This is a genomic window from Nanoarchaeota archaeon, from assembly GCA_018897155.1.
In the GTDB taxonomy this organism is placed as follows: Archaea; EX4484-52; EX4484-52; order EX4484-52; family LFW-46; genus LFW-46.
Genome location: JAHILE010000045.1, coordinates 1 through 20,332, shown reverse-complemented (window position 1 = coordinate 20,332; position 20,332 = coordinate 1). Strand labels below are relative to the sequence as shown.

Sequence of the window (20,332 nt, the reverse complement as noted above, 5' to 3'; positions counted from 1 at the left end):
TAAGTGTATTTAATCCACCATCACCGCGCTTTCTGCGCGATACTTCTTTCCAAGCGCGTCTACGGCGTAGATGCGCGCCTTTGGAAGCCTGACATTGCCCATCAGCATCACAAGAGGCCGTATCTTATACGTCAGCACGCGCTCTTCTTTGGGCTCAAGCTTTGCGAATGTCCAGACAATTTCGGTCCCGCCCCTCTTTCCTTTTGCAATCGGCTTTATTGATGGAGAAAATGAATTCGGCACAACAGAAACAATGTCCGGAATAACGTCAACAACATGCACTTCACGAAGCGCTTTTCTGCTCCTGTTCTTGATTATTATGTGAACCGTATGCTCGCGTTCGTGCACCCGTACCAATTTTTTCTTTATTTCTGGCTGTTCAACAATGCTATAGACAACGTAGGTGATTCCTAAAGCGGCAATTATAATCACAAGGAACAACCAGTATTCCACAACATATGATACAGAACATGATGTTGCTGGCGCAAGATCGCACGTCCATCGGAATATTTTATGCGCCCCGCTGTATTCTATTGAATCCGGCTGCCGGTTAAAAGAATAAAGTGCAAGATAGCTCAATCCCCTGCTTTCAAAAACCACGGTTTCTTTTTTGTTTCCCGTATTTATTGCACTCATCACCACTTCCTTTGAAAGCGCATTGCTCTTTACAGCAGTGTCTTTTTTCACTTCGCTTTTTTCCTCGATTCGCACATTCTTTGTTTTTGTGTAAAGCACATCGCCGATATCATCAACTATTGAGCCGGTTATCACATAATTTCCGCGCGCCTCAAACCTGTCGAATTCAAATTTTCCTGTTGCGCTGGCGCCTCGTTCTGCTTCTATAAGCGGTATTTCAAGGCGCTGTTTTTCCGGAGCACCTTGTCCGGATATTTCTGCAAGGATTTTGATTCTCTTTGCATCTGAAAGTCCCAAATTACGCACATTAACTGAGAAATCAACATCCTCACCAATCTTGTAATTGTCTTTTGATGTGGTCACATCGCGCAATTCAAGATATGGGCGATCCATTATATACATCGCAAACGGCTGCGATGTCGTGCGATTGTTTATGCGGTCTCGCGCATTAAATACGAAATTGTGTGTTGCAGAAGGAGTCCCTATCGGAGGACATAAGTAAAACATAACGTTTTTAGAGCCGCTGTTATTGAAATCATAATATGCGTCTCCAAGCGTTATCCAAGCTAATCTTGTTCCCTCGATTATAAAATCAACTCTCTGCATACCGCCATGATTATCCACTGTTGCAATGTATTTGTTGCATTCGCCGGGAAATATTGCATCTTTCTCAGAAAGTATAGATACATTAAGCGTCGATGCAATCTCCTCCGAAAGCACCGGAATGGAAAAAAGCGTTGCCGTTATGAACAAAGACAATAGAATACCTGAAAATTTCATACATCTATTTGTTTGATAATGTATAAATAGTTTTTGCGCTGCCAAATGCATACGAGTGTAGTAAGTTCATTTCTTTTCCTTTGATGCATGTACCTTGAGAGCGACGATAAGTTCATCCACAGTTCTCATTTTTGACAAAATAATCGGTATTTTCTCTGTTTTTGCTATGCGAATTGCAAGAGGGTCAACTTCTTTTATGCCGTGAAAAATGACTGCGCTCGGCTTAAGGTTTGTCACTTTTATTGCCACAAGCGCTGTTTTTCCGGAGCTTACATTGGTTATTATCATAGCTTTTTCAGTTGTTAGTCCATAAAGGCGCGCCAAATCCGTATGAGAAAGTTCCATAACAACCTTAAGAGAATCTATTATCGTATGGCCGTGTATGACATTGCTCGGCCCCTCAAAACCATTAATAACCAATCCATCAATCGATTTTGCAAAGCCGTCGAGCGAAATAGGATTTGAATAATCTTTCATATCAATAATCGCATCGCTTAGAACCTCATTTGAATAGATCGACCGAAACTCATTTGAAACTGTATTTCCATTTGTGCGATCTACTTCAAGAAGAGAATTAACTATCCGCTTTATGAACTGAATGCCAGGAGACTTTCTCCTTCCGCTCTCATAATCCGAAATAACCGAAGGCATTACATCCATTTTATCGGCCAGCTGCCTCTGGGGGACTTTGAAAATATTGCGCCATTTTTGTATGGCATTGCCCGGATTTTCAGAAAGCACGATTTCGCCCGCTATGTTCTTTGCAAGTGAATCAAGAGAAATTTCTTCCTTTATCATAGGCTTCACACAAACAGGTTATTTTAAGGCAGTCATAGTATGGTATTCATATCACTAAGAGGGTTATATTTTTTGCACCACATATTCAACAGTTGACGAACTTTAAATAACTATTGGAGCGCTTTCTGAGTTATTGCTTCTTTAGCTCGCCCTGATAGAAACCGTTGTACTGCTTATCGCTTTCCTCTGCGTCAAAAAGAACAAACTGGACCCAATATTCGTCCTTATGAATAAGCGCTTTTTTCAAGGGGACTACTATTGTGCATGTGCCCATTCCGGAATACCCTGAATCCCATACCGCGCTTTCTGATTTTATTATGCCAAGGCGATTGAAAGTTGAGCGCGGAAATGCAAATCCAACTGCGTTCTTCGGCACATTCACCTTGTTTGCAATTCGGACCTCATATGCCCCGTAAGACAGCTCATAAAAGCCGTCCGCATTCGGCGCAATCGGTTTCTTTACATCCGCCTGCTCCTTGAATTCGCCGTTGACAAGATAGCCGCGCTTTTTGTCATGCAAGTATATGGTTGCATCTTCCGGAACTTTAGCTATTTCGCAAATCTTCAAATCGCAGCCGTTTGGCCCTATTTTCTTGTCTCCTTCAATACATTCTGCGGTTTTTTTGCCGGACCAAATCATAGAAATCACATAATTCGCTTATTTGAACATGTCATACAAAGTTTATAAAGTTAGAACCTAATTTAAAGATATATCACTTGAAAGTACTCTAAAAGTTGATATCCGAAAAACATTGGGAAAGCGTACAGATCAATATGAAATTATTTATGAAAATCCATCTCGACCGCATGGATCTGTTACTGTGACCTTCAAGCATCTAAAAGATTGCAAGTACGAAGAAACGCGCAAAAAATTAGGATTAAAAAACTTAACTGATTTTGACGAAATTGCAGATCTGATATGGTTTGATCCTCATGGAACATTTCCCGATAAAGAACATAGAAGCGCATCCAATAAAGAACTTGAAGATCATATGAAAAGAGGTGTTGGATCCGAAATATATATGGACGTAGTCAAAGACTGCAAAAACTATCCTTCAAAAGCAATGATTGTTTTTCCAACTGGCCTCATGGAAGATTTTATAAAAAATCGAGGTTTTATTCGTTGCGGAAAAGGTCCGGAATACTACAAAATACTAAAATAAGAAATATCAAATTATTAAGAGTGTGCGCACAATAAGTTATATGGCGCTCCGCGGCATCCTTCGGGATATTATTTCGATTTACATAGGATATCAAATCCTCAAAATCTGGATTTTCGGCAGCGCGTTTTCGTCCAACATCGGCTGGGCTGCAGTTGCATTGCTTCTTCTGACAATCTGGTTCGTGTTTGAAAAACTCGGAATAATGTAATCGCAACACGTTCCTTTTAAATAATTTCTGAAAGAATTCTATGCGTGGGCACGTAGATCAGCTGGTAGATCGCTGCGTTCGCAACGCAGAGGCCGCGCGTTCAAATCCAGTTTCTTTCTCTTTTGAAGAAGAGAAAAACAAATCTGGGTATAAAGAGAAAAACCAGCGACCTCGACTTCGTCGAGGCGCAAAACTACCCAGAACTGATGAAAATCGCGCCGTGTCCATATGTTTTTCTAATTCCCGGTTTCTTTCTTTATCCCGGTCACGCCGTCAATCAAGAACTTCTGGTTTTCGTCAAGATAATATGTATAATAGACCGGCTCGATGTTATCAACCGCGCCAAACAAAAGCTTCGCGCGCTTCAGAGCATCCTCTTTTGTGAACTCGAATTTCAGCGTCTCTGAATTATTGTCTTTTTCAATTGTTGCAGGCTCTATTGCAAAGTCGCGAAAAACGCTTTTTTCTGTTTTTTCATAAACGAATTTCTCATTCTCCTCTTTTTCATTTACATAGCCTTTATCGCGCAATTCTTTCAGCGCCTTGACAAGATCGTCTTCAGTCAATTTTGTCCGCTCAAGAAGCTCCTGCAAAGTCCTGTTGAATTTCATTTCGCTCAGAATCAGCGCATGATCATCGTTAAGCTCTATGTCACACTCTTTTGTCGCATCAGAATCCTCGAAAATCACTTTGCCACGCACCGCTTCTATAAGGTAGGTCTTCTCGCCGTATATGCGCCAGCACGGATAATATATCGTATGAACGGACCCGAATTTTTTCTCGATGTATTTTTTCTCGTAATTCCGGAATGCTAAAAGTTCAGTAACCTCTTTTACAGGCTCGCTGATATTGACTGTGACGCCTCCGTGCTTTGTTCTTCGGATTCGGATATTCACAAATATAGGAAATTCGCGGCCCAAAATCAAAGCTGTTCCGGGATTTAGATTTTTTATCTCTTTCTCAATTCCACTTGTAAGCCCCTCTGCATAAGAAACCGCTTTCAAGTCATTCGGATTTGTCATGCGAAGGACAATCTGGGTATTGCACTGTGAAAGCACGTTCTTGTCAACCCGAGCAGGCCTCTGCGAAATAACGCACAAGCCGAAGCCGAATTTTCTCCCTTCAGATGCAACAGTGCGTATGATTTTTGAGGATGCCCGAACTTCTTTTTCAGGGCAGAAATTATGCGCCTCTTCAACCACCAAAAACATCGGCGGAACTCGGCCAACTTTACGTTCCTCAAAAAGCTTCTCGATAATTTTATATGCGACAACTGTCTGTATCTCCTGTGTTATGCCACGCAGATTTATTATCGATGCCTGCCCTGCTTTGACCAGCTCGCGGATATTTGTCGGCTTTGACGAGAAAAGCCCTGTGCCCCGGACAACTTCAAGCATGTTTATAACAGCCCATTTTGATGCGCTCTGGTTGTCTTCAACTGCCTTGATTATATCCTTTAGCTCGTACGGCTTGCCCATTTCTTTCAGTTCCTTTATCGCGCTGTAAAGCACACCTATCTGCGAGGACGACGGCTTTGTCGGAAGAAGATGAAGTATTTCAGATGCTTCAAGATTCTTGTCGGAAAAGGATATTTGCTGCGCACCTGAATTGACATTTGTGTCCGGGCTGTATTCGACAACAAGATAGTTTTTTGAGAGAATGTTGAATTTCTGCGCCTTCTCGATTTCTTCTGCATTATCGTTTGCAACCCCTAAAGAGGTGTGCTCTCCGTGGGGATCTATTATAACAATAGGTATGTTCTTTTCAAGAAGCTCTTCAAGAATAACTGCAACCGTATATGATTTCCCGGAACCTGTTGCCGCAAGGACTGCGACATGCCGCGAGATGAGATCTGTCGGATCGATATAAACCGGCACTTCCTTGTTCGCATCAAGGCAACCGAGATAAAGCCCGTTTTTGTCAAGCTTAAGCGTGTCCTGAATTATGCCCGCGTCTGCAGAATAGACTCTTGCATTCGACTTTATCGGCGTCATAGGCACTTTCAGGATTCCGTCTTCCCTGTATCCGATGGCTTTTGCAAATGCTATGTTCTTGCCGTCAGGCCTGCTTTCAATATTTTCAACCTGCGATAGGACCCAGGTCTTGTTCTCGCCTTCAACAACTACAAAATCAAGTTTGCGCACTTCCTTTTCCGCGCGGAAATTAAAAGTCTTTGTTCCTGTGCTTCCGAAAACTTCGCCGATGAGCATAACACTAAATTAGAGGAAAAGAAATATATATGTAATCCATGGATTGCAAGACAATCTTATGTTGAACGGTTTGCGCACTCTTTTGTGCAAAAATCCGTGAAATAATTAACAGCATCGATTGTTTTTTCGAAAACTCCAAGAACTTTTTTGTAGGTCTCCGGGTCTTTTGCCTCAAGCTCGCAAACACTGGATTTCGCGCCGGCAAGGTCCAGTATCATTTTATCCTTAGCTGCGGGATTCGTGTAACTCTTTGCGCTATCAAGGGCTGCGCTGCGCATGCCTGAGGCATCAATCATATTGTTTTCTTTTGATTTGCTCATATTGCAGTATTGGCAAAAATTCAGAACATCAAACGGCATATAATCCTTTTTTTCGGCAAAAATAGAATCTGTTTTTGTAGGATTAGTACTATCGACCATATTTTATTATAATCACGAAGGCATATATTCTCGTGATAACAAAGTAAGAATATCTGAAACAAAATCAACATTTAAAAAGCCCTGTTTCTAATATAGGTTATGCAAAAATTCGAAATCACTGAAGAACTGAAATCAATGATACTTTTCTCAGGCGCAGGAGTGGCGATGGGCGGCGTTTCATCGATATTGGGCGTTGCAACCTACGCATTGCCCGCAGGCATTGCCGCATTAGTGGGCATTAGAAAAGGTGCGGAAAAACTCTTCTTAAAGGACGGAACATGGCTTAATGCAAACGGCCTCATACCCTATCTCACTTTCTGGTACCTTGTATGGGTGCTAGCCATAAATATTTGAGAATCAATCACAGTAAGTATATTTAATGGGATAATTACATCCCAGCATAGGGCATTCCATAGTCTTGGCCTCTTGCTTGTCTTTTTCAATAATTTTCTGCAAACTGTCTTTTTTTGAATGATACAGGCATTTTTCTTCCGGCTCAACGCCAATGCAACACCCGCATCCGCATGCGATAAACGTGCCGTTTACTAAAGAAGATGAAGAAGAAGCAGAAACGGATATTTGATCGAACTGATTATTCAATTGCTTACTGAATAGATAAAGCCCGACACCTGCAACAACTACGAAAATAAGTATCATCGTGCCATAAATGATTCGTCTGTCCGCCATAAGATTAATTCGTATTTGTTGCTTATATGCTTAGCTAAAGGGAAGCCAATTAACAATAAATATAAGCCTTCTCGCACCATTTAACTCGTGACTTTATGTTAAGAACGCATTACTCAAACCAGATTGAGGCAGGAAAATCCGCGCGCGTAACAGGCTGGGCGCAGGACATCAGAAACATGGGCAAACTCATATTCATCACTTTGCGCGACCGCGAAGGCATTGTGCAGATTACTGTAAAGGCTGACAATCCTCTTTTTACGCAGTTCAAAGAGATACACAAAGAGACATTGATTACTGTTTCTGGAAACGCTGTTAAAAATGACCGCGCGCCAAACGGATTTGAGATGGTTCCGGATTCTCTTGAAGTTATTGCGAATTCCGAAATCCCTCTTCCGATTGATGTCGGGAAAATCGAATCGAATTTCGACAGAAGGTTGGACTGGAGATTTATCGACATGCGCAGACCGGAAATCATGGCAGTCTTCAGGCTTGAAAGCGAAATAACTCACTTGATGGAAGAATTTATGCAAAAAGAGTCATTCATGCGGATTTTCTCATCAAGATTGACAGGCGCGGCAACAGAAGGCGGAACAGAATATTTCCCGATTCTTTATTTCAACAAGGAGGCATTCCTTGCGCAAAGCCCGCAGTTGATAAAAGAAAGCGTTCTTGCGTCAGGCGTAGATAGGGTTTATGACATCGGTTTTGTGTATCGCGCAGAGCCGCACCACACGCCAAGGCATTTGTGCGAGTATGCCTCGTTTGACTTGGAGATGGTCGCGCAGGAACTTGAAGATGTGCTTGCGATGGAAGAGAAGATGATGCAGTTCATTTTCACGGAATTGAACAAAAGATGCAAGCATATTCTTGACATGTACAAAATAACGCTTGATGTGCCAAAGAAAATACCGCGCGTGACGCTTGCAGAAGCAAATGAAATCCTCGCTAAGATGAAAGTCGAAACCGAAAAAACTGACCTTACTCCGGAAGGCGAGCGAAAGCTCTCTGAGTGGGCGCAAAAGGAGCACGGCACATCCTTTGTTTTTGTCACAGAATTCCCGTTTGCAAAAAAGCCGTTCTATATAATGCGCAAGGGAAAAGAAGGCACGCTGTCGTTTGATTTGCTTTACAACGGCCTTGAAATCACAAGCGGTGGGATACGTGAGCACAGGTATGACGAGCGCGTCGCGAATATAAAAGAGAAAGGAATCAACCCTGCGAGCTTTGACCACTTGCGCTTTTTCAAATACGGCATGCCTCCGCACGGGGGCCTGGCAATAGGAATCGAGCGACTGACAATGAAAATTCTGAATCTTGAGAATGTGCGCGAAGCGAGCTTGACGCCGAGGGATACCGAAAGGCTGACGCCGTGAAAGCGTTTTTAAAGAAAAGACGACAAATAGAGTTATGCTTCCAAAAATGGTCGGAAATAATATAATTTTTGATAAAGAAACAAACGAACTGGATAATTTCGTAATTTCTTTTATCGAGATCCTTGATTCATTGCAAATAAATTATGTTATTGTTTCGGGCTACGTCGCAATACTTTTCGGAAGAAGCCGCGCAACAGAGGATATAGATGTTCTTATCGAGCCCATATCCAAAGAAAGATTTTCAGAACTTTACGCAACGCTTATTAAAAATGGCTATTGGATTATAAATTCAACAACCGAAAAGGATGCGTTTGAAATACTGAACGATAGATCATCAATTCGCGTTGCAGAGAACAATAAAATCATCCCTAACATGGAAGTCAAATTTGTAAAAGATGAAATAGAGCGATATTCTTTAAACAAAAAAATACGCGTTGAAATAGGCGATAAAACGCTTTTTTTGTCGCCTCTTGAGATGCAGATTGCATATAAATTTTATTTAAGCGGAGAAAAAGACATTGAAGACGCCTATTTTTTGTTTTCACTTTTCAAAGATAAATTAAATAATGAAGAATTGAAATCACTCATAAAGTCGCTTAAAGCCGAAAAGACTGCAAAAAAACATTTGGAGGCGCTATATGCCGACTAAACTCAAAATCAGCGCGCAAGAGCTTCGCAAAAAGAAAGAGCAGAACTTCAAGGAGCGCCTGAAATTCATAGATTTGTGGGTCGACTACATCAAAAAAACTCCGGACAACGTCTGGAGCGCGCAGCAAAAGGAGCTTATTGATTCGCAGATGAAGGGGAAATGACGCGCGAAACAAGCTTAACGCCGAGGGATACTAATTGATTAACACCTTAGAAAATTAAAACATATTCAAGAGGACCTATATGAACATTGAATCTGATGGAGAACGCGCAGTTCGTGCTGCTTTAGATAATTTAGGAATAACCTATGAACAAGAAAAAGAAATAACTTTTTTGAACGAAGATTCAAAGAGATTTAGACGAGCTGATTTTTTTCTTCCAAAGTATAATACGTATATCGAATATGCTGGTGGATGGGATAAAAGCAATGATAATGAAAGAATGGAATAAAGAAAAAGATATGAGGAAAAGAAATCGGTTTATGGCTTAAACAATATAAAATGCATTTGGATTTATCCAAAAGAACTAAATTACGTATCAAGTGTTATTAAAAAGGGTTTAAAATTTGGTAGTGAAATCGAACCATTACCATTCTATCAAGATCCATTAGTTTTATCAATTTTAATTGGAATTACGTCATATGTATTAATCCCAGAATATCCGGACATCTTTTCTACACTCTTGATAATTGATATTATCATGATATTCATATTCGTTTTTACAAGATGCTCCGTATGTAAAAGAGTTTTTGTTAAAAAACATATCGGTAGAGATTTTGAACGAATGGAAAGAATACCTTGGAACTATCGAATCGAAACTCGATACTTCTATTCAGATGGCACTTACAAAAATAGCACCTATACTGAAGGAAGACATAGAATCGAGAGAATTAAAATTTATAAAAATACAAACGAATGTAAATATTGTGGATATAGATGGACTAAAGAATCGCGGGAAAATATTGATTCACACACAAGACCACAATTAGTCCATACGATAAGAACGAATTACAGAAATCCTACACCCCGAAGATATCGCAAACAATCCTCTTTTTTCGCAGTTCCAAGAGATTTTTGAATACTCATTACCTCAACGCAACCATTGTCTCACTAATGATCCATATGGTTCAAAAATGGGACAATAATTTTCGCGCGCCTTTTTCTACTCCATTCGCCGAATTCGCCATCACACGCCTTTTTTCCCAAACTCGCGCGCCAATAGCCACTTCCAGAGTAGCAAATACATTATTTTTCCGCGCGCGGTTTTTTCCTTGTTTTCAAATATTCCCCAAATAGCTTACGGTTGTATCGTAAGCTTTCGTCCAAAAGTTTACCATTATATCGTAAGGGCGCAAGACAAAGTAAAATGATATTGTTTGAGCCACAACGCACACAAAAACATATGTAAATTTATCAAGTTATTACGTCTCGAGCCCTAAGCTTTGACTAAAACACACAATAAAATCATTAGAACACCAAAACACACGAAAAACATCATAATACAAAAATATATAAACTTTCTCGTATTATAATGTTTAAAATACATGAAAATGCTCAAAATCGAGCAAATATGTCAAAATTGCATATATTTGACAAATTCATGAATCCGTATAAATCAGGTGTTTTTTATGATTCGAGACATTTTACTGCTCCAAAAAAGAGAGCTTGAAAATAAGCTAAAAGAGCCATATGCTGAGAGAGACTATGATTCGAATAAACTAAATAGCCCTCTGATAAAAGTGATTATTGGCCCAAGAAGGGCTGGAAAGTCTTTTTTCGCGCTTCATTTTCTGAATAAACAAGGCAATTTTGGATACGTAAATTTTGATGATGAAAAGCTTTCAGAAACACAAAACTATGACGAAATTGTTTCAGCTTTAAATTCAATATACTACAACCCGAAATACATACTGTTTGACGAAATCCAGAATTTGCCGAAATGGGAACTATTTGCAAACCGGCTTGCGAGGCAAGGATATAATTTAATAATCACCGGAAGCAACGCGAAACTTTTGAGTGCGGAACTGGCAACGCACCTTACCGGAAGGCACAGCCTCATTCACATATTCCCTTTTTCATTCAAGGAATTTTTACATTTTGAAAAAAAAGAGCTGACAACTTCCGAAACAAAAGAAATGCTGCTAAAATACATAACCTATGGGGGCTATCCAGAGCCTTTGATGAAGCATCTGGATTTCAAAGAATATCTTTCGACATTATTTGATTCCGTACTTTACAAAGACATTATAAAACGGCATAAAATACGTTTTGCAGAAGGAATTGAAAACCTTGCGCTGTATTTAATTTCAAATATTGCAAACGAACAGTCCTATAATTCCTTAAGCAAAATAACGAAATGCAAAAGCCCATACACTGTCGAAAAATACTTAGGCTATTTAGAAGAAGCGTTTTTGGTTTTTGCAATACCTCGTTTTTCATTTAAGGTAAAGGAACAAATATCTTCAAATAAGAAAATTTACTGCACTGATAACGGTATCATACACGCTAAAGCATTCAAATTCAGTCCGAATATCGGAAAACTTTATGAAAATATTGTGGCATGCAAATTAAAAAAAGCGGAACTGAATCATGAAATACGTGCATATTACTGGAAAAACGCACAGCAGGAAGAAGTCGATTTTGTAGTTAAAAAAGAATTGGCAGTAACCCAACTTATTCAAGTATGCTACGATATCAGCAATCCTGAAACCAAAAAGCGGGAAATACGTGCATTGCTTAAAGCCGGAGAAGAACTAAAATGCCATAAACTCTTAATCCTTACTGAAGACTATGATGCTGAAGAAGATTCTGAATGGTTTAATATGAAAGGAAAGATTAAATTCATACCACTATGGAAATGGCTTTTACAAGACTCTTAAATAGATGCCCTCGCAGATACCAACATATCTAACTATTGACAGACATTACAACATTATTCCACTCTCCTAATCTCCGCCAAATTCGTCATTCCTGCTTTTCCAAGCGGCACGCCGCTCGTTATCACAATCAAATCACCTTTTGCAAGCGCGCCTTTCTCCTTTAAAATAGACAGGCCGTCCTTTATCATTGTGTCTGTTGACGAATACTCGCGCATCCGAAAAGAATAGACTCCCCATGAAAGGGATGTCGCGCGAATGATTTTATCCGAAACAGTCATTGCAAATATTGGCACTTTTGTCCTGAATTTGGATATTGTCTGCGCGGTGTTTCCGGTTATCGTAAACGTAATTATTGCCTTTGCCCCGACAACTTCCGCGCTCTGGGCAACTGCTCGCGCGATAATTTCCGGAACAGTCTTTCCCGAAATCATTTTTTCAATATTGCTCTCAAGTGTTTTCTCTGTCGCCCGGCAAATCTTATCCATTACAGCAACAGATTCAACAGGGTATTTTCCTTTTGCGGATTCTGCAGAAAGCATCACTGCATCGGTTCCATTCAGCACGCTGTTTGCAACATCGGAAACTTCAGCTCTAGTCGGCCTGGGATAATCAGTCATCGAGTTAAGCATGTGCGTCGCTGTAATCACCGGTTTTCCGGCCTTGTTGCATTTTGCTATAAGCCTGCTCTGAATTATCGGAATTTCCTCAAACGGCACCTGCACGCCAAGATCTCCGCGCGCAACCAGTATGCCATCGGAAACTTCAAGAATCTTGTCGAAATTATTCACAGCATCCATGTGCTCGATTTTCGCGAGTATCAGTGTGCTTGCCCCCTCATCTTTTATAAGCTTGCGCAAGGCGGTTATCTCTTCAGGCCTTCGCACAAAAGATACGGCAATATAATCGACTTCATTTTTTATTCCGAAGTTTATATCATTAACATCTTTATCGGAAAGCGCCGGAAGGTTTATACTGATTCCCGGAATATTAACACCCTTTCTTGATGAAAGAATTCCTGAATTCAGCACCTTGCAGATGACATCGTTTCCCGATATTTTTTCAACCTCAAATTCCAGCATGCCGTCATCAACAAGTATTATATGGCCTTTTTCCACATCTTTGACAATCTGCTTGTATGTGATTGTAGTGCCGCATTTTCCGTCAAATTTATCTGCAACAGTAAATGTGAATTTATCCCCCATCTGAAGCTTTAGGTCTGCCTTCAGAACGCCGGTCCTTATCTCCGGCCCCTGCGTGTCAAGAAGAATCGCGATTGGATGGATTATTTTTTTATTAAGCTCTTTTATCCGCTTTATTTTTGCGCCCTGCTCTTCATAACTGCCGTGAGAGAAATTAAGGCGCGCAACATTCATTCCTGCTTTCGCGAGCTTCTCAAGCATTTCATAAGATTCTGTCTTTGGTCCGATTGTGCAGACGATTTTGGTCATACGTAAAGAATTCATAAAATATGAATCTTAATGAAACTTTAAATACGGACACAATCGAATAAATTAATCAAATATTGGATTTCACCCATCAAGAACTAAGCCGCCCAAGAAATCATGCGTAAATGCTAATTCTCCTTTAAGTTTAATTTTTTCATGCCCTTCAAATTTTGAAATATCGCCCTTCCATTCGCAAATATATTCCCAATCACCATCAACGAATTTATTTGGGCCGCGAGGCTGAAAGCTCTTTTGTTTTTCGCCGGCAGATAATGCTTTTTTGAGAAATTCAAATGTTTTGTGCGCAAAATCTTTGTCCATTTGAAATTTTTCTGTCATTCCGCCGCCATATACTTGAGTCCAGAATGGCTTTTTATCATACCACACAGTTTCCCGTCCCCATGACTGAAAAAATCCTGTGTAGCTATCCAAGTAACGCCATTTTCCTTCTTCGTATTCCAACTCTTTAAAATCAAGCTCTTCCGGATCTGCTTCAGGTCCGCTGCCTGCGTACGTAGATAAACTAGCGATTCCTAGAAAGCTGTTCAACTCTTTTAGCGCCGGCATACCTAAACCTTCCTTAGCAGCCTTTCAATATCAGCCATCACAAACTCCGGAACTTTCTGCGGCTGTATCAGGTTCATCACAGGCAAATCCACGGCGTTTTGTGAATATGTCGGAATCACATGCACGGCAAAATGCGCAACAGCCTGCGCCGAAGATATACCGTTCTGGGAAATGACTGTAAATCCGGTTGCTCCGAGAACTTTTTTCATGCGCGATGAAACGCTTTTTATAAGGTCTACCAAAGTAGAAGCCTCGACCTCATCCATTTCATCCATCTGCGCAAAATGCCTTTTAGAAAGAATTATCACATGCCCCGCCTCTTTTGGCTGGATGTCAAGAAACGCAGAAAATTTCGCATTCTCCTCGATTTGGCGCGTCCTTATCTCTTTCTTGGCCATTTTGCAGAAAATGCACTCATCCTGCCGCGGTGCCGCGGATTGCGGTGCCCTTTGCGCACCTTGCGGCCGAAGCGAACTTGCCTGCCTTGTAAGCTTCTGATAATCTTCTTCAAGAGGATTTGAGGCGTTCATATCAGGATATTGTCAAAGGAAGTATATATAAATTAAAGGAACTAAAACCGGATATGCACGTTTTTGTCACATACGGAAAAGTGAAAAAGAAGCTCGCGCTAAGATACGGCGCAATCGGGCTGGATGTACTTCAGATTCTCAAAATTAATCCGGAAATGGTCCTGATAAAGCGCGGCGGAGAAATAATTCCGGACAACGAAGAGCTTAATAACAACGACAAAATAGAGATTATTCAGGTTGTATCGGGCGGATAATTATGAAGCTCGCGGCACTCATTTCCGGAGGAAAGGATTCCATTTTCGCAATATATGCAATGAAGCAAAAAGGCCATGAAATCACATATATTCTTACAATGATGCCTGCGCGTTCTGACAGCTATATGTTCCACCACCCAAACGTCCATCTCACTGCGATGCAGGCAGATCTTATGAACATCCCACAAATTACTGGAAAAACAAAAGGTGAAAAGGAAAAAGAACTAAAGGACCTTGAAAATCTCATCGCAACGGTAAAGGGAAAAGTTGACGGTATCGTAACTGGCGCGCTTTACTCAAACTACCAGAAGGAGCGCATCGATGCAATTGCGAAAAAACTCGGGCTTAAATCTGAGGCGCCTTTGTGGAATATTGACCTCGTAAAATACTGGGACCTGCTTCTTGAAAATAAATTCGAAGTTGTAATCACAGCAGTTGCGGCAGAAGGCCTTGACAAAAGCTGGCTTGGAAGAAAACTAGATAAAAAAGCAGTGAACGAGTTAATCGAAATATCAAAGAAAAACAAAATAAATATTGCTGGTGAAGGCGGAGAGTTCGAGACATTTGTGCTTGATTGCCCTTTATTCTCGAAAAAAATAGAACTTATTGAGGCGCATAAGGAATGGAAAAGAGATGCGGGCGTTTATATCATCGAATGCGCAAAAACAGTTCCGAAGTAAAAGAATTAATCTCTGAAATGAATCAATCTATAAATACGCATTTCAACAAGTATATAAATGGTTCTTGAGAATATCGAAACTTCTGATGATGCTGAAAAAAAGCCGTGGCATGTGTTTATATACGGCGTGATGGCAACCACAGTTTCCCTTTTTTTGGCAGCATATATTTTTCCATCACAGATCTCGACAACCTTCCTGTTTCTTGTGACGCTTGCATCGTTTCCAATGATATATAATGTGCTCAATAATGAAGAAACGCTTGATGAAGATTATGAGCACCTGGATTTGGGGTTTCTTAAGATACACAAAAAGGCTTTTGACATATACACATTTTTGTTTCTCGGGATAATCGTTGCTGCGTCATTCTGGTATACCGTCCTTCCAGCGGATTTTGTAAAAGACGCGTTCAGTGAGCAGATAAAAACGCTTTCAAGCATCCGCGGAGAAAATATAAAAACCGGCTTTGCGACATTTGAAGGAAAAGGATTTATGCAGATATTCCTGAATAATTTCTCCGTGGCATTTGTTTCGTTCATACTGTCATTCTTTTACGGAGCAGGCGCCATATTCATACTTGCATGGAATGCGTCGATAATAGCTGTTTTTGTCGGAGGAATGGCGCGCGCAGCAGCGTCAGAGATTAGCCACCCCCTTTCCGCAGTATATGGCTACCTTATTTCCCTTCCGGCAGGCCTCATTTCAATTGCTCTGCACGGCGTTCCTGAAATAGCTGCGTATTTTGTTGCCGGAATTGCGGGGGGTATTTTGTCAATCGGAATCATAAAGCGCCACCAAGACACGCGGATAATAAAAGATGCCGCAGCGCTTTTCGGCCTTTCCGTCGCATTATTAATAATTGCGGCGTTCATAGAAGTCTGGATAACTCCTGCGCTTTGATTTGCTTAATGTGATATCATGGATTTTCTCATGCTAAAAGACAATCTGAAACGCAGAAAAGACGCGCTGCTCCATGATGCAAAAGATTTTTTCATATTCGTAGTGTCTGCAATCATAGGCACCCTGATATTTTATCGGGAAACTGAAGACGAATTCACAGCAACGCTGATTTTATCGCTGCTTTGGATTTTTTTCTGGCGCGAAAGCGATAAAAAAGGCAAAGTATTTCTTATTTTTGCCGCAGTTGTAGGATACTTACACGAACTTATCGGAGTCAATGCAGGGTACTTCACATACCTCGGCGGTATTTTCGGCGGCGTTCCGCTTTGGATTCTTCCAGGCTACGGCGCAATATTCTGGGCATCATATAATTTCGGAAAAGTCTTTGAAGAAGCGTATGAAAAAAAAGTATGGTTTCCAAAACTTACCTACGGATTTCTTATTTTAACGCCAGCCATCATGGCTATTGACTGGCTGTATCTGGATTTTTCGTTGAGGCCTATAGAAATATTAGTATGGTTTGCCGTATCGCTCGCCCTTTTCAAATCGTGGAGTGAAATAAGGCTCGCTTATTTTGTCGCGCTTTTTACGGTTTTTGACGAAATGATGGGGGAACTTATCGGGGTCTGGAGCCATCCGGAATTTTCGATATTTTCGCTAATGAGCGGATATGTTTTTCTTCTATGGATGTGCCTGACAATAACAGATGTGCTTGAAGGAACAAAAAAATGGCGAGTAATAGAGGTGGTAGGCGCGCTTATCCTGCTCATAATGTTTGGATGGGATGTTTTTGCAAGGCTTTTGTAGATTTCTAAAAGGGTTTTTAAATGTTTGAGGACTAAAACAAAACAACAAAGTTTTGTTTAGTTTTGGTGATGAGTCTATTTCGGGGATATATCATGACAAGATTTCTGGATGAATCTGAAGCAGGAGAGATTGTTAAGAACTATCTGAGTGAAATTGGCATATTAACACCGACCGAAGACATAATAAAGCGCGTACCGGAATTAAATAAGTGTATTGTACGTCCTGGAAAAGTTTCTGATTCGATATATCAAACAAACGATGAAAAACCGCTTTTATCAGATGATGGAAAGCCTATAAGGATAATGGTTAGAACGCCGCGTATCTCAACACATGATAAAGGACGAGGGGATATACCTTTCAAAGATCAAGTACTGGCAACAAATCACAACTTCATGAGAAAAATGGTCGAACCCGCAATAGGAACCTCACAGTTTGAGATACCCGGGCTTGTCATGAATGCGACAGTAATCGCTGCAGAAAATCTTGATACAATACCTTTCGAAAACGTTCTGAGATTATATCTTGCAAGAAGCAGTACTGAGACTTCATTATATCACGCATATTTTGTTAAAGGTGAAAAAGAATTTTGCGGACACCCATTATCTGAAAATCTTATCGTTAATCAAAAACTTCCATATCTCATGGGCACCCCTTCAACCAAAGGTAAAACCGATATGTCTGTATCTCCACAATATCTTTTTGATAATAACATATGCACACCTAACGAATACACTGAGATAAGCAGTAATTCCAAAATGGCATATGGAATTGTCTTCGGATATCTTTATGACAAAGGCATAATACTTGCAGATACTAAAACCGAAAATGGTCGCAATAGAAAAGGCAAAATTGTTTCACAAGATGAGTTATTCACTTTTGATTCCTCAAGATATTGGTCTTTAGAGGATTATCTCAAAGCAATAGACGAAGGAAGAGATCCGGTATCCTATTCAAAAGAATTCGCAAGAGGTATGTCCGAAGGAGATAAAAAATACACTCCGGAACAACAGATTCTGATTGCGGTAAGATATATAATGGGAATTCAAAAACTTACTGGCAAAAAATTCGAACCAGACATAAGGCCACGTGATAAAGCGCTTGTTGAAGACATTCAATTGATTGTTGGTACCTTGGGACTAAAATCCCGAGCATATTAGATTCATTAAAGAACAGACGGAATGATTAAAGTGACTGATATGTACGAAATCGATAAATCATATATTATAACGACTCCAAAGAAGAAGGGTCTTGATGCAAAAGCAGATCCCGGAATACTTGTTGTTGGAAAATATGGAACGTTAGAAATGTCACCCATTTTTGGGCGGGTTCCAACGTTTGGCTATTGCTTAAAGGCGCAAGCGGCAGCAACCCAAGTTCTTTCTGAATTGTATCCCAATATAGTTCCACAAGAACATGCAACGGTATTGATCAAAACAGCGAATCTGCAAAGTATAAACCCACAGAGAATAATAGATATTGAAGACGAAATAGGCCATGATGTAATTGCCATAGATAATGCGTGGGAAGAAGCTGTAATGGAGATATGTCCTGAAGCCGCATCGGACATAAATAAGTTTCGAACAAGCGCAGATAGTACTGAAACGGCAAAAGCATTGCAGCTTAAAAATGCTACAGAAATAATTATAGATTCTCTTGAAAATCTAAGAGACATAACTCTTGAAAAATCCATGGCTTGGTCCAATATACCACATATGGATCAGACACATAGATATGATGCGCTTCCCACATATGCAGGACGGCCGTTTTCTCATTACGCCGAAATGCTTCAATCAGACATTAACCTTCTTAAGCATTTCTACAATAACTCGCTTGTTGGCAAGTGGGGAGATTCAACAGGAAACCATCATTCAGCAACTGCACTCAATGTTAATGGTATTGAACTTCAAAAAGCATACTGTGAAGCACTGGGATTAAAATACATGGATGCGGCGGCGCAGACTCCTGGAAGAGAATTCATAAGCGATTTTGCATATGGAATAGCAAGAACTGCAGAAACTATGGCAAACCTTGCAACATACATCGCAAACGGTAGGGGTGATGACGTGAACCTTTTCGTTTATAGAGGACGGAAACAAAAGGGTTCGGCAGGTATGCCGCATAAAGATGAAAAAGGTGGAAACCCCACAAAAGAAGAGCAAACAGTTTCGTTTGCCAATTATACGCGTGGCGCAATGATGACTGCACTTAGCTCTGATCTTATGTTTTATGCGCGTGACCTTTCGGGTTCTGCATCAGATAGAGTAACTCTTGAGATAATGTTCAAATGGGGTGACGAAGTCATAAGAAACCTGGCAAATGTTGTATACCATATTGATTTGAACATGCCCCGAAGCATAGAACGCGTTGAACGCTCTCTTGGTGTTGTAACATCTGCCCAAGTCATGACTTATCTAACAGACCGAATTAAAACTTCAAAACCACTTCCAAGGTCAATAGCACACGATCTTATGGGCGAACTTTCAACTAAGGTAAAAGCTGAAAAAAAGCCTTTTGTTGAAATCCTTCTTGGATGTGATGACGTAACGAGCAGGCTTGATGAAAACGTGATACGTGAAATATCTGATCCACTCAAATATGTTGGCCAAAGCAAGAAAGTGATTGAAATAGTATATCAAAAATATCATGGAAATCACATATTTCCTAAAAATCAGGCTTTGATAGAAAACGTCTAATCACCCATTTATAAACCTTTCCGCATAATATAAGAAACCTGTGATTATTATCATGAAAACTTGAGTGCGTTTTGCGCTTTCAAGCTTTCAAACCCAATGCATAAAGAGATGGTTTAAAATGGCGGCAGCAGAAACAATTCACTACAATCGTTTTGAAATCGCGCGCATCCTAGGCGCGCGCGCATTCCAGCTATCAATGGGTGCGCCTCCGCTCATAAAGACAAAGGAAATGGATCCTTTAAAGATTGCGCGCGAGGAATATAATAAAGATGCCATTCCGATAATGGTTGTTAGGGAATAAACGATTCCTGAAACAATATATTTCTTCTTAACCCTTTATGCTTATGAGCAAGCTTTTCAAAAAAAGAATAAGCGATATCCAATTAACTGATTCGCACGGCGGCATTGGAAAACGGCAACTATTGTTATCAAAAGACGATCCAATATCCGCTAATCTGCAAGGCATGACAAAAATATTTCTTCCAAAAGGCGCGATTTTTGACTGGCATAAGCACGAAGGCTTTGTCCCAGTTTAAGGTTGTTAGTTGATTTTAGCTAACGCTCAATCAACTCAAGCATTCTATCATACTCTCTAATTCCATTGGCAAAGCAAATAACGCCTGCTTTTTCAGCAGGTGTAGAGCGAATAGTCATATGTT

Annotated in this window: 25 protein-coding genes; 16 read left to right on the top strand and 9 right to left on the bottom strand. The window is 40.4% G+C overall.

Annotated elements, in window-relative coordinates:
* Positions 1-9 precede the first annotated feature (9 nt).
* From KKB09_05600 to KKB09_05590, 3 genes are all read right to left on the bottom strand, one after another.
* On the bottom strand, positions 10-1,416 hold the full coding sequence (locus KKB09_05600; GenBank protein ID MBU4300663.1) for a hypothetical protein: 1,407 nt from the start codon (positions 1,414-1,416) through the stop codon (positions 10-12).
* A 66-nt stretch (positions 1,417-1,482) separates the two neighbouring features.
* Complete coding sequence (locus KKB09_05595; GenBank protein ID MBU4300662.1) at positions 1,483-2,214, bottom strand: helix-turn-helix domain-containing protein; 732 nt, start codon at positions 2,212-2,214, stop codon at positions 1,483-1,485.
* Between the two features lie 130 nt (positions 2,215-2,344).
* Positions 2,345-2,854 carry a hypothetical protein gene (locus tag KKB09_05590; protein ID MBU4300661.1) on the bottom strand — a complete coding sequence of 170 codons (510 nt, stop codon included), beginning with the start codon at positions 2,852-2,854 and terminating at the stop codon, positions 2,345-2,347.
* Between the two features lie 181 nt (positions 2,855-3,035).
* On the opposite strand from KKB09_05590, the gene KKB09_05585 reads away from it, so the two are divergent.
* Together KKB09_05585 and KKB09_05580 are read left to right on the top strand one after the other, a co-directional pair.
* Positions 3,036-3,377: a hypothetical protein gene (locus tag KKB09_05585; protein MBU4300660.1), complete on the top strand. Its 342-nt coding sequence runs from the start codon at positions 3,036-3,038 to the stop codon at positions 3,375-3,377.
* A 40-nt stretch (positions 3,378-3,417) separates the two neighbouring features.
* Positions 3,418-3,585, top strand: a complete 168-nt coding sequence (locus KKB09_05580; protein MBU4300659.1) for a hypothetical protein — start codon at positions 3,418-3,420, stop codon at positions 3,583-3,585.
* Between the two features lie 236 nt (positions 3,586-3,821).
* On the opposite strand, the gene KKB09_05575 is transcribed toward KKB09_05580, so the two are convergent.
* Together KKB09_05575 and KKB09_05570 are read right to left on the bottom strand one after the other, a co-directional pair.
* Complete coding sequence (locus KKB09_05575; GenBank protein MBU4300658.1) at positions 3,822-5,795, bottom strand: ATP-binding protein; 1,974 nt, start codon at positions 5,793-5,795, stop codon at positions 3,822-3,824.
* Between the two features lie 56 nt (positions 5,796-5,851).
* Positions 5,852-6,214, bottom strand: a complete 363-nt coding sequence (locus KKB09_05570) for a hypothetical protein (protein MBU4300657.1) — start codon at positions 6,212-6,214, stop codon at positions 5,852-5,854.
* Between the two features lie 99 nt (positions 6,215-6,313).
* Between KKB09_05570 and KKB09_05565 the strand changes: the two genes are divergently transcribed.
* Positions 6,314-6,568 (top strand): hypothetical protein, encoded by a 255-nt coding sequence (locus tag KKB09_05565; protein ID MBU4300656.1) that lies wholly within the window; start codon positions 6,314-6,316, stop codon positions 6,566-6,568.
* A 3-nt stretch (positions 6,569-6,571) separates the two neighbouring features.
* Here KKB09_05565 and KKB09_05560 read toward each other — a convergent pair whose 3' ends face one another.
* Entirely contained in the window at positions 6,572-6,901 is a 330-nt protein-coding gene (locus KKB09_05560) for a hypothetical protein (protein MBU4300655.1), read from the bottom strand.
* Positions 6,902-6,996: 95 nt separating this feature from the next.
* On the opposite strand from KKB09_05560, the gene aspS reads away from it, so the two are divergent.
* The 5 genes from aspS (at position 6,997) to KKB09_05535 (ending at position 11,800) form a co-directional block, all read left to right on the top strand.
* Complete coding sequence (gene aspS / locus KKB09_05555) at positions 6,997-8,274, top strand: aspartate--tRNA(Asn) ligase (protein ID MBU4300654.1); 1,278 nt, start codon at positions 6,997-6,999, stop codon at positions 8,272-8,274.
* A 34-nt stretch (positions 8,275-8,308) separates the two neighbouring features.
* The gene (locus tag KKB09_05550; protein ID MBU4300653.1) at positions 8,309-8,923 is read left to right on the top strand and encodes a hypothetical protein; all 615 of its coding nucleotides are present in this window, start codon (positions 8,309-8,311) and stop codon (positions 8,921-8,923) included.
* Positions 8,913-9,086, top strand: coding sequence for a hypothetical protein (locus tag KKB09_05545; protein ID MBU4300652.1), 174 nt, complete (start codon positions 8,913-8,915; stop codon positions 9,084-9,086). The genes KKB09_05550 and KKB09_05545 overlap by 11 nt, the downstream gene beginning before the upstream one ends.
* Before the next feature lie 79 nt (positions 9,087-9,165).
* The gene (locus KKB09_05540; protein ID MBU4300651.1) at positions 9,166-9,372 is read left to right on the top strand and encodes a hypothetical protein; all 207 of its coding nucleotides are present in this window, start codon (positions 9,166-9,168) and stop codon (positions 9,370-9,372) included.
* 1,177 nt (positions 9,373-10,549) lie between these two features.
* Positions 10,550-11,800 (top strand): ATP-binding protein, encoded by a 1,251-nt coding sequence (locus tag KKB09_05535; GenBank protein ID MBU4300650.1) that lies wholly within the window; start codon positions 10,550-10,552, stop codon positions 11,798-11,800.
* Positions 11,801-11,853: 53 nt separating this feature from the next.
* On the opposite strand, the gene pyk is transcribed toward KKB09_05535, so the two are convergent.
* The 3 genes from pyk to KKB09_05520 all read right to left on the bottom strand — a co-directional run bounded on the left by pyk (position 11,854) and on the right by KKB09_05520 (position 14,342).
* A complete protein-coding gene (gene pyk / locus KKB09_05530) occupies positions 11,854-13,263 on the bottom strand; it encodes a pyruvate kinase (protein ID MBU4300649.1) in 1,410 nt (469 codons plus the stop codon).
* Positions 13,264-13,329: 66 nt separating this feature from the next.
* Positions 13,330-13,812, bottom strand: a complete 483-nt coding sequence (locus KKB09_05525) for a hypothetical protein (protein ID MBU4300648.1) — start codon at positions 13,810-13,812, stop codon at positions 13,330-13,332.
* Positions 13,813-13,814: 2 nt separating this feature from the next.
* A complete protein-coding gene (locus tag KKB09_05520) occupies positions 13,815-14,342 on the bottom strand; it encodes an HIT domain-containing protein (protein MBU4300647.1) in 528 nt (175 codons plus the stop codon).
* A gap of 53 nt (positions 14,343-14,395) precedes the next feature.
* Between KKB09_05520 and KKB09_05515 the strand changes: the two genes are divergently transcribed.
* The 8 genes from KKB09_05515 to KKB09_05480 all read left to right on the top strand — a co-directional run bounded on the left by KKB09_05515 (position 14,396) and on the right by KKB09_05480 (position 20,209).
* Positions 14,396-14,596 carry a MoaD/ThiS family protein gene (locus KKB09_05515; GenBank protein ID MBU4300646.1) on the top strand — a complete coding sequence of 67 codons (201 nt, stop codon included), beginning with the start codon at positions 14,396-14,398 and terminating at the stop codon, positions 14,594-14,596.
* A gap of 2 nt (positions 14,597-14,598) precedes the next feature.
* A complete protein-coding gene (locus KKB09_05510; GenBank protein ID MBU4300645.1) occupies positions 14,599-15,276 on the top strand; it encodes a TIGR00289 family protein in 678 nt (225 codons plus the stop codon).
* Positions 15,277-15,333: 57 nt separating this feature from the next.
* A complete protein-coding gene (locus KKB09_05505) occupies positions 15,334-16,173 on the top strand; it encodes a stage II sporulation protein M (protein ID MBU4300644.1) in 840 nt (279 codons plus the stop codon).
* 18 nt (positions 16,174-16,191) lie between these two features.
* Complete coding sequence (locus KKB09_05500) at positions 16,192-16,980, top strand: hypothetical protein (protein MBU4300643.1); 789 nt, start codon at positions 16,192-16,194, stop codon at positions 16,978-16,980.
* A 92-nt stretch (positions 16,981-17,072) separates the two neighbouring features.
* Positions 17,073-18,137 carry a phosphoribosylaminoimidazolesuccinocarboxamide synthase gene (locus KKB09_05495; GenBank protein MBU4300642.1) on the top strand — a complete coding sequence of 355 codons (1,065 nt, stop codon included), beginning with the start codon at positions 17,073-17,075 and terminating at the stop codon, positions 18,135-18,137.
* A 39-nt stretch (positions 18,138-18,176) separates the two neighbouring features.
* Positions 18,177-19,673 carry a hypothetical protein gene (locus KKB09_05490; protein ID MBU4300641.1) on the top strand — a complete coding sequence of 499 codons (1,497 nt, stop codon included), beginning with the start codon at positions 18,177-18,179 and terminating at the stop codon, positions 19,671-19,673.
* Between the two features lie 118 nt (positions 19,674-19,791).
* Positions 19,792-19,974, top strand: coding sequence for a DNA-directed RNA polymerase subunit K (locus tag KKB09_05485; GenBank protein MBU4300640.1), 183 nt, complete (start codon positions 19,792-19,794; stop codon positions 19,972-19,974).
* A 43-nt stretch (positions 19,975-20,017) separates the two neighbouring features.
* A complete protein-coding gene (locus tag KKB09_05480; protein ID MBU4300639.1) occupies positions 20,018-20,209 on the top strand; it encodes a hypothetical protein in 192 nt (63 codons plus the stop codon).
* The last annotated feature ends 123 nt before the right edge of the window (positions 20,210-20,332 follow it).